The sequence below is a fragment of the Psychroflexus aurantiacus genome, assembly GCF_010820555.1.
Lineage (GTDB): Bacteria > Bacteroidota > Bacteroidia > Flavobacteriales > Flavobacteriaceae > Psychroflexus > Psychroflexus aurantiacus.
Map to the genome: position 1 here is coordinate 433,740 of NZ_JAAIKD010000004.1, position 10,553 is coordinate 444,292.

7 protein-coding genes are annotated in these 10,553 nt (G+C 37.8%); 6 read left to right on the top strand and 1 reads right to left on the bottom strand.

What is annotated here, in order from left to right; all coding sequences use genetic code 11:
* Positions 1-4 precede the first annotated feature (4 nt).
* Positions 5-1,729 carry a sodium:solute symporter family protein gene (locus G3567_RS09500; RefSeq protein ID WP_164005083.1) on the top strand — a complete coding sequence of 575 codons (1,725 nt, stop codon included), beginning with the start codon at positions 5-7 and terminating at the stop codon, positions 1,727-1,729.
* On the opposite strand, the gene G3567_RS09505 is transcribed toward G3567_RS09500, so the two are convergent.
* A complete protein-coding gene (locus G3567_RS09505) occupies positions 1,722-6,164 on the bottom strand; it encodes a translocation/assembly module TamB domain-containing protein (protein WP_164005084.1) in 4,443 nt (1,480 codons plus the stop codon). The genes G3567_RS09500 and G3567_RS09505 overlap by 8 nt on opposite strands.
* A gap of 111 nt (positions 6,165-6,275) precedes the next feature.
* Here G3567_RS09505 and tsaD point away from each other — a divergent pair, with 111 nt between their 5' ends.
* From tsaD to G3567_RS09530, 5 genes are all read left to right on the top strand, one after another.
* Entirely contained in the window at positions 6,276-7,301 is a 1,026-nt protein-coding gene (gene tsaD / locus G3567_RS09510; RefSeq protein WP_164005085.1) for a tRNA (adenosine(37)-N6)-threonylcarbamoyltransferase complex transferase subunit TsaD, read from the top strand.
* Positions 7,302-7,440: 139 nt separating this feature from the next.
* Entirely contained in the window at positions 7,441-8,169 is a 729-nt protein-coding gene (locus G3567_RS09515) for a 16S rRNA (uracil(1498)-N(3))-methyltransferase (RefSeq protein ID WP_164005086.1), read from the top strand.
* Complete coding sequence (locus tag G3567_RS09520; protein ID WP_164005087.1) at positions 8,166-8,810, top strand: DUF4159 domain-containing protein; 645 nt, start codon at positions 8,166-8,168, stop codon at positions 8,808-8,810. The genes G3567_RS09515 and G3567_RS09520 overlap by 4 nt, the downstream gene beginning before the upstream one ends.
* Positions 8,807-9,313, top strand: coding sequence for a TrmH family RNA methyltransferase (locus G3567_RS09525; protein WP_164005088.1), 507 nt, complete (start codon positions 8,807-8,809; stop codon positions 9,311-9,313). Before G3567_RS09520 ends, G3567_RS09525 begins: the two co-directional genes overlap by 4 nt.
* Positions 9,291-10,490, top strand: a complete 1,200-nt coding sequence (locus tag G3567_RS09530) for a THUMP-like domain-containing protein (RefSeq protein WP_164005089.1) — start codon at positions 9,291-9,293, stop codon at positions 10,488-10,490. The genes G3567_RS09525 and G3567_RS09530 overlap by 23 nt, the downstream gene beginning before the upstream one ends.
* The last annotated feature ends 63 nt before the right edge of the window (positions 10,491-10,553 follow it).

The following is a 10,553-nucleotide window of genomic DNA, read 5'->3' on the forward strand; positions in this document are numbered from 1 at the left end:
GTATATGCTTCTAAGCCTTATAGACTGGGTCATTATCATTGCTTTTTTCGCATTGAGCTTAGGAATAGGTCTCTATGCTTCAAAATCCAGCGGTAAAAACGCAAAGAATTTTTTTCTGTCCGGTAGAAATATGTCCTGGTGGCTGCTTGGTATCTCCATGGTGGCTACAACCTTTGCTGCCGATACGCCTGGTCTGGTTGCCGGTATTGTCAGAAATGATGGTGTGTTTGGAAACTGGGTCTGGTGGAGTTTTCTACTCACGGGGATGCTTACCGTTTTTTTCTATTCCAAACTTTGGAGAAAAAGTGAAATCACAACTGACCTTGAGTTTTACGAACTTCGTTATAACGGTAAGAGCGCCGCCTTTTTAAGAGGCTTCAGGGCTATATATTTGGGCGTGTTTTTCAATATTGTTATCATGGCCACGGTTTGTTTGGCAGCGATAAAAATCGGACATGTTATGTTCAATTTTTCCGCGGTTGAATCCCTGGTCATTTCCTGTTCGGTGACTGTGCTGTATTCGATGCTGGGCGGACTGAAAGGAGTCATTCTAACCGATTTTGTTCAATTTGCCATTGCTATTGCAGGAAGTGTCTGGGCCACCATTTATATTGTGGGTATGCCAGAAATTGGGGGCATACAGGAATTGCTTTCCATTCCAAAAGTCCAGAATAAAAGCTCCATTTTTCCAGATTTCACCAATCCAGAGGTTTATATACCGGTTCTTGTGGTCCCCCTTGCTGTGCAATGGTGGAGTGTCTGGTACCCTGGAGCAGAACCTGGCGGGGGTGGCTATATCGTACAACGAATGTTAGCCGCCAAAAACACAAAACATGCTACCTTAGCTACACTGCTGTTTACCGTTGTTCATTATGCCGTAAGGCCCTGGCCCTGGATTATCATCGGTCTGGCCTCTTTGGTTTTATTTCCAGACCTCCAAAGTTTGGCACAGGCCTTCCCGGACCTTAATCAAGACTTTATCAAGGATGATTTGGCTTATGCTGCTATGCTGTCTTACCTGCCAGCAGGCTTACTGGGGCTCGTGGTGACCTCTTTAATCGCTGCGTTCATGAGCACGATCTCCACGCATCTCAACTGGGGAAGTAGTTATGTGGTTAATGACTTTTATGTGCGATTTTTAAAGCCTAGGGCTACTGAAGGTCATAAAGTAATGGTAGGCAGGCTTTCAACTTTATTAATGATGGTCTTTTCAGCGCTTTTGGCACTGGTTCTCGAGGAAGCTAAAGAAGCCTTCGATTTGCTCTTGCAAATAGGAGCCGGAACAGGTTTGCTTTTTATATTAAGATGGTTCTGGTATAAAATCAATCCCTATAGCGAAATAGCCGCGATGTTGTCTTCTTTTATTATTGCCGTCATTTTCTTTGTGGGAGAAAAGAACGATTATTGGGAGATTGAATCTTATGTCAAACTTATTATAGGAGTTCTGGTAACCACCTGTATTTGGGTTGCTGTTACCTTGTTAACTAAGCCTTCCTCAAAAGAAACCCTTGCTGCTTTTGAAAATAAAGTCTTCGATAAGAATAATAAATTTGAAGGCTTTAAATATAAAATTATAGGCTTTATTGCAGGAGTTGCGGGAGTTTACTCCGCATTATTTGCTACGGGTTACCTTATTTACAGTAACATGCTTCAATTTACAATATCAGTCTCGGTATGTCTGCTATCGGTACTGACCCTGATTGTGTATTGGAAAAAAATAATCAATTAGAATTTCTGCTGGACGGAAATCGTATATAGGACGGTAATTCAATTCTAGTTTCAACTTCCTTATTTTTTTCTTTTTCTCTTTTTAAATACTCTTCATTGAGGATTTTGTTTATCAATTCTTTAAACGTATCAAAATCGACGGTATATGAAAGGCCTATCCCCTGGGTATAGCCAAGCTCTTCCCCGATAAACTGAATGTCGCTTTCTCTGTTGAAAACGTTTGCTCTAAGGCTCCCCGTTTCATTCAAAAGAAAATTGACTTCTACATCCCCAAAGACAACAGATTCTGTAACACCGCCCACAGGAACACCAAATCTGCCGTTGATTAAGACTCTGTCGGTGATTTTTGTTTTGATGGAAAGCCCTACTCTGTCCGCGAGGTTGTTTTGACTTAAACTCCTGTCGTTTTGCTGGTAGTTGAGTCCAAGTTTGAATTTGTTATCTTCCTTGGATATTATATCATCTACGATGCCGGAAGCTCTTTCGATCAGGTTTCCCGTGATTGCGTTTTGACCCAATCCAGCCTGGCTGTAGAACGTCCCCTGCGTTACAAGTGATAAAGCCTGAAGCTCTGTATTTTCTCTGCCTTGAATTCGATATTCCAACTCACTTTTAACCACCGAAGATAAATTGGGGAAATTTAAGCTGAATTCAATATCGGGCTGAACGATTTGACCCCCTAAATTGATAAGAACTTCTACCGGTATTTCACGGTTTATGGAAGGATTTTCCAGAAGGATAGCCGGGTTAGCCTCCGTGATATATTTAGCCTGTATATCGATATTAGCCCGCACTGGATCTCCATTCCAGGTTAGGCTGGATCCGGGAACCACTTCAAATCGCTTTTGAACTAAGCCGGAATATTTAAAAATATATTCTCCATCATAAGCCACAAAATCACCATACATATTGAATTTTCCGTTGGTATTGATTTCAATCAGTAAAGTACCGGCTCCCCTTCCTTTTAAAGTACTCCCATTCACAGGATCTACCACGATTTCAACTTCGGCATCCCTGGTGATATCCAAATCGAAGTTGAGACTTAAGCCTTTAACTTCTTTAAACTTTATTTTTCGACCTGCTTCCTGAGATCGCTTGTCTTCCAGGCTTAAAAAATAGATAAATGAATTATCACCAAGAGATTCGGTGTCGTCCAAAGGAATTTTAAACACTGTATTTTCCTGGGTTTCAGCTTCTACATTGATTTCAATTTCATCAACAGGACCTGCTATGGAGGCATTTCCATCTATAAAAGCAGTGCCATAATAAAGCACACCATCTTTAAACGGAGTATCTAAAGCCACAAGATTATCTGAGCTGATATTCAAGTCTAAAAACCAGTCTTCAAATTTCTGATTGCTGATTGTGCCATTTAATAAGCCTTCGGTTTTATACCTGGTGTCGGTAATTTCAATAGCATCAAATACAAACTCTTTATCCTTGAATCCTATCCTGGAATCATCTTCAAAATCATAATCAACATTGAGGTAAGGAACACTAAGTCCGGCAGCGCTTAAGCTTAGTTCACCGTTAAAAAACGGATTTCCTATCTCACCTGTGACATCAACATTTCCAGAGGCATAACCTCTTATATTCGAAATGACGTCTGCACCAAAGACACTGAAGGAACTCAAATCGAATGCATTGAAATTTACATTCACATCAAAATACTGATCATTTTGCTTTGTAAACACAGAACCCTCAGCTTTAAATAAGGTATTGGTTTTGGTTTGCAATTCAGAGACAATACCAAATGAGCTCAAATCTTTATTCCCATTCGCTACTAATGAAAACTGACCATAGTTCACACTATTGAATTCTAAATCATCGACAACGACATCGAGGTTCGGGGCATAAATATCATTTTTCTGGAAAATGTCTAATTCACCATTTAAGGTGCCCGAAAACCTGATGCTATCCTGTTTTGGTATAACATCGGCTAGTTTTACCTTATCCAAGCTCAGTTTTAAATTTTTATAAGTGGAATCTCTTAAAACACCATTGAGCATAATGGACTGAACTCCGCTGGAGAGTTTTAAAGAGTCTATATTAAAATTCTGGAACCCACGCTCTACTTCCACTTTATTGTTCTTGTCAGAGCCTTTATTGATAAACCAGAGGTTGTCATTATAGACAATACTGGAGCGTTTAAAACCAAATGTCGATCTATCATCATCATTGATGGTTTGATAGATGCTTAGATTAAAATCATCTTCCTGAAGCTGCCCACCCTTAAATTCAGTCCTTACAAAAAGAGTGTCTTTTAGATTTACGTTTATCATATTAAAATCCGAAATATCATAAAATGAAGTCATGATATTTTCAATTTCAACATAGGAATTATACAAGGGACTATCCGTATCGACCTGGATATTTACAGTTTCTAAAACATTATCATAAATACTGATGCGAGGTGACCTGAAATTCAAGGAAAAGTCAGCTTCACTAGCATCTATGCTTCCTCTTATAAACGTGTTGGAGGCCACTTCAATTTCAGGAAAGAAAACTTCCACAATTTTATTATATATGTTCAGGTCAAAATCAACATACTGATAATCTTGTTTTGAATCTATCTTACTCCTGAAATATAGGTTTTCTACAGCATCAGAAAATAACTGAGGGAGTGACGATAATTTGAATTCGCCTTGCAACTTTCCACTTACAACATCTGGACTATCTATGCTTATCGTTTGTTGGTCACCCTCAAAGGAGGATTTAATGACCAAATCCTCAAATTCATAAATTTCGCGTTCGTTTTCATATTTCAAGGCATTGAAACTGAGTTGACCTTTCAGATCATCAATAGAATTACCCTTCAGATCAACTCTTAAGTTTCCCTGAAAATCGGCCATTGTATCACGCTGGACAATATTCAAGGCATATAAATCTGCATATTTTACATCGGCATTAAAATTAAATTCATTTTCTGTTTTTGAAGCATCGAGCAAACCCTCAAAAGAGAATTGAAAATTTGGATCTGAACTTAGCATTTCTCCATTGAAGTAAGGTGCCTTCAAATTGCCGTTAAGTTTAATGTCTCGATACGTATACCCGTTTACCCTGATAGAATTGATGGTTCCAATCGCCAAGGTATTGAGTGAAGACTTTGTAAAACCGGAACCATTTACTTTGAGGCTTGAGGTGATATTTCCTAGGTATTTATTATCAAAAAATTCACCCAAATCAAATTCAAATACATCCAAAAACCCGCTGTACTCTACAGTTTCTGGTTTTTGGTAGTTATCAAAATTCAGATTCATTGCTGCATTTCCCAGCGCTGTATTCATATTCAAAACAGTGAACAATTCCTCATTTGATAATTCGATTTTTCCCTTGAGCCGGGTTATTCCAAAGGATTTGAAATAGGTAGGCAAATTGGGTTTCAAGGCAGTTGGAAAAAGCCCAATCAGGTCTTTATACGTTGTGGTGATGTCCAGAGCATAGCCATCCATCTTAAAAGGAGAATCTCCAAAAGAATTAAAGAGTTTTAGGTTACCGGAAATACGTGTATTATCAATTCCCTCAATATCTAAATTCTGAAGATCGAGATTATTAAGCTGCCCTTTGGCAAACCCACTCAGGCTTAATTCCTGTCCATATCCAAAACCTTCATAAAAGCGTCTCAGATCTGTACTTGAAATGAGCGACTGTTTGAAATCGGCTTCAAGACTTACCTTATCAAAAAAATACTGCAGATCTTCTCGCTTATAATCAAAATCAAGCTGGCCTTCAATATGGGAATAAGGCGTATCCAGCTTCAGATCCTTAAAATCCATGTGCTGAGGACTGTAAGAAAACTGTGTATTGAAATCTTCAACGAGGATTCCCTGCTTAAGAATACCGGACATACGTCTGAGATTCAATGCAAGATCCGGTCCCAGTAACTTAAAATTAGATATATTAAAGTCCATATTCTTGATAAAAAAAGTCGGATCCGCATCTATATTTTTATTGATGAGGATAAATTCACTTTCAAAAGCAAGCACTCTGTTGATTTTTAACTGAAAAGGGGCTCTGGATTGAGAAGTAGTATCATTGAGTTTTTTAATAAACTTAGAAAATTCGTCATCCTCTTCGTTTCGATACTGTATCAGTTTGAATTTAAGCTGGTTAAATTCTGTATTGGAAAAATGAAGATTATTGCCTGAGATATTAGCAATATTAACTAAAGACGTAGATAGGGTTTTGGCGAAGATGATGGTATCCCCATAGTCATCTCTAAGCAGCAGATCCTCTAGAACTATATTCCCTTTATAATTAACTTTCAGTGCCCTTACGCTCAGGTCTGTCTGGTAAGCTTCATTAAAATTATCAGCGAGCTTAGTACCATAATACGTTTGAATTTGGGGAATCAAAAAAATTAAGACAAAAAGCAAAAACACCAGTATGATGGCTACAAATGTTTTTTTAATAAAATTCCAAATTTTCCTGAGCACGTTAATAATTATATTTTTTTCAAAGATATATCAAATACTAGTCCTAAATGCTTTCAATCAAGCCACAAATTTAATTAGCTTTGCTTGTGAATCAAGTTTTGAAGTAAAGAAATGACCACCACCAAAAACAATTACATATTAGGTATTGAATCGTCTTGTGATGACACGTCTGCAGCTGTTTTTTGTGACGATAAAGTCCTGAGCAATATTGTAGCGACTCAGGACGTGCATAAGCAATATGGTGGTGTGGTTCCTGAACTTGCCTCGAGAGCACACCAACAGCATATTGTACCTGTTGTAGACCAGGCTTTAAAAAAGGCAGGCATTACTAAAAATGACCTGTCTGCTATAGCCTTTACAAGAGGTCCTGGATTGATGGGGTCTTTACTCGTTGGCAGTTCTTTTGCAAAATCTTTAAGTCTGGCCCTGGAAATACCACTTATAGAAGTCAATCATATGCAGGCACATTTGCTTGTTCATTTTATTAATGACACGAATTCAAAACCCCCTAAGTTCCCTTTCCTAGGGGTAACTATAAGTGGCGGACACACTCAGATCGTGAAAGTGAAGGATTATTTTGATATGGAAGTGATTGGAGAAACACTGGATGACGCTATTGGTGAGGCTTTCGACAAATGTGGGAAAATGTTCAATCTCCCCTATCCTGCAGGACCACAAATTGATAAGCATTCTAAGCTTGGAGATCCAAAAAAGTTCGAATTTGCTAAACCCAATGTCAAAGGATTAGATTTTAGCTTTAGTGGGTTAAAAACCTCAGTTTTATATTTCCTTCAGAAACAGACGAAACTGAATCCAAACTTTATAGAAGAGAACCTAAATGATCTTTGCGCCTCCTTTCAAAGCAAAGTGGTTGACATATTGATATCCAAATTGAATAAAGCCGTCAAGCAGACAGGGATTAAGCAAATTGCCATTGGTGGTGGAGTATCTGCAAACTCCGGGATACGGGAAGCACTTTTAGAAAAACAACAAAATAATCAGTGGAATGTGTTTATTCCAAAATTTGAATACTGTACAGATAATGCGGCAATGATAGGAATTGTAGGATATCTGAAATTTAAACAACATCTGTTTACAGACTTAGCCACTGCTTCAAAAGCGAGGTATGCCATTTAACTTAGAACCTTTAGGTATGTTGATTTGTGTATTGAATACAAACCTAATTTGCTCAAAAGCATCAAAATGACATACATACGTGAAACGACTCCTCTTTCAAATTCAAATGAAAAAGTTAATGTTTTAAAAACTCAAGATAATGCAGCTTTTCTATGAACCCCATTTTGATTCTTCATCTCAGTTGATACAGGTCAATCCCGTTGAGAGTCGGCATATGTCAAAAGTGCTTAGAAAAAATATCGGCGACAAGGTTTTTATTACGAATGGTTCAGGCCTTTTGGCTGAAGGAGTCCTAAAGAGCAATCATCCAAAAAAGTGCGAAATTGAAGTGCTTAAAATGGAAGAAAAAGAAGCCTCCAAGCATCATCTTCATATCGCTATAGCGCCCACCAAAACCAACGATAGATTGGAATGGTTTCTGGAAAAGGCAACTGAAATCGGAATACAGGAAATCACTCCCCTGCTTTGCGAACACAGTGAACGGAGAACCATTAAACCGGAGCGCTATGAAAAGGTCTTACAGGCTGCTATGAAGCAATCTTTGACTCCTTTCATACCAAAACTGAATCCGCTGATTTCATTTTCCGAATTTATCACATCTGAACCTGCCGGTCCAAAAAGCGAAGGCGGGTTTGATGCCGTAAAATGCATTGCCCATTGTGAAGACGAACCTAAAGAAAGTCTTTCTAAAGTGGTAGGTGATTATAATTTAATCCTGATTGGTCCTGAAGGCGATTTTTCTAAAGCTGAAATTGAGTTAGCACTAAGCAATGGATTCAAAGCTGTTTCCCTTTCGGATTCAAGGCTAAGAACTGAAACGGCCGGTATCGTAGCCTGTCATACCGTACATTTAATCCAATCCTTATGAGACTGATTTTTCTTTTATTCTTGATTTGCGGCTTAGGAAGTTCCAGTGCACAGGAGATTGCTCTATTAAAGTATGAAGGCGGAGGCGATTGGTACAGCAATCCTACGTCCTTACCAAATCTGGTAGCATTTACCAATAAAACAACCGGCAGCAAAATTAGTAATGCTATAAATGAAGTAAAACCTGAGGATCCAGACCTATTTAATTATGCATTTATCCATCTTACAGGTCACGGTAATATTTATTTTTCCGATAAGGCGGCTTCAAACCTGAGAGCTTATTTACTCAGTGGCGGATTTCTGCACGCAGATGATAATTATGGTTTAAAACCTTATTTTGAAGAAGCTATCAAAAAGGTTTTTCCCAATCGAGGCCTCAAAAAACTTTCAAACGCACATCCCATTTTCACTTCAAAATTTACGTTCAAAAACGGCTTGCCTAAAATTCATGAACATGACGGGAAACCCCCTATAGCCTATGGCATAGAAAATGAGCAAGGCAGACTGATGGTCTTATTCACCTACGAAAGCGATTTAGGAAATGGCTGGGAAGATGCTTCTGTACATGGGGACCCCGAGGCCATAAGACAAGAGGCTCTTAAGATGGGTGTCAATATTCTTAAATATGCGTTTAACCAATGAAAGACCAGCAGCTAAAACATCACCAGGTGAATTTTGGAACTAGTACAAAGATTCAAATCAGCATAGTGCTGGATGAAATGGGTAGTCCAGCAAATTTGGGAAGTATTTTTAGAAATGCCGAGGCTTTTGGCGTTCAAAACATCTGGATACATAATTCCAATCAAAAAGATCTTGAAAGCACCCGCTTTAAAAGAACGTCCAGGTCTACATGGAAAAATGTAAGCATTTCATTTTATGAGGACTGCCAAAAGGTAATAGATGATTTTGATGGACAAAAAATTGGCTTGGAAATCACCAGCACTAGTAAAGACATCACAACATTAAGCGAGCAAAAAATCGATCGCGTTCTGTTGGTGGTAGGAAATGAAAAACGTGGAATAGCTGAGGATATACTTCAAAAATTAGATCATATTTTCCATATTAAAATGTTCGGTAAAAATTCAAGTTTAAATGTTTCACAATCCTTAGGTATTGCTTTACATGAAATCACAAGAGAAATTTAAAGACTTAAAAAAACCTGAAGTATTTCGTTTTATTGAAGACAATTTAAACACGCCTGTACCTAAGCTGATTCTAAGCGGAAGTCCCTTTAAATCTATCGACGTAAAGCATTTGGTGAATCAAATTGTTGGAAAAAAAAAGGCTATAAAAAAACTCCCCACCTGGTTTAAACATCAGGAAATCATATATCCTCCAAAGCTTAACTTAGAGCAGACATCCTCTGAAATTACAGCGAATCATAAATCTAAATCAATATCCGGAACACGGCTCATTGATTTAACGGGGGGATTTGGGGTAGACGATTATTATTTTTCCAAACGTATCACTGAACTTACCTATACTGAACTAAACAGCGATCTATTTGAAATCGCCAGACATAATTTTAAGATTTTATCCTTAGAAAACGTTCAAAGCCATCATGTAGATTCCATCGCCTATTTAAGACAGGTCCATTTTAAATACGATTGGATTTATGTAGATCCGTCACGGAGAACAAAGTCTAAAAAAGTCTTTATGCTCAAGGACTCTTTACCTAATGTGTTGGAAAATAAGGACTTACTAAGAGATAAATCCAAAAATCTTATGATTAAGACTTCCCCGATGTATGACATTGAAATGGGGTATAAGGAGCTTTCCGGAATTAAAGAATTACATATTGTATCCGTTAAAAACGAGGTCAAGGAACTCTTGTGGATTATAGATTGGAGGACTGTGAACAGCAGAACGATAAAGCTTTACAATTACGATTCACACAGGAGATATTCCTTTCAAAAAATGGATCATGATAAGCTACAGTCTCATTTAGTTTCAAGGTCAAAATATGAAAACTACTTGTATGAATTCAATTCAAGCATCATGAAATCTGGACTGTTTGATCATTTTGCCGCCAAATACGGTTTAGGTAAGCTTGAAAAAAATACCAACCTATATACTTCCAATATTCTGATTTCCAGCTTTCCGGGTAAAATATTTGAAATCCAATCTGTGGATTCCATAAATTTTAAAAACTTAAAAAAAGAATACAAGGGAACATATGTCAATATCATCAGTAAAAACATAAAAATATCGACGGAGAATCTCAGAAAAAAATTGAACTGTAAAACAGGGGGTGATACGGATTATCTGATTTTCGCAAAAACCACTGAAGGCCATAGGCTTATAAAGGCGAAAAAGCTATAAACCATTTCATTTAAAGACTTTCTTAAAAATAAAAAACCCTTAATTACGGCTGTAATTAAGGGT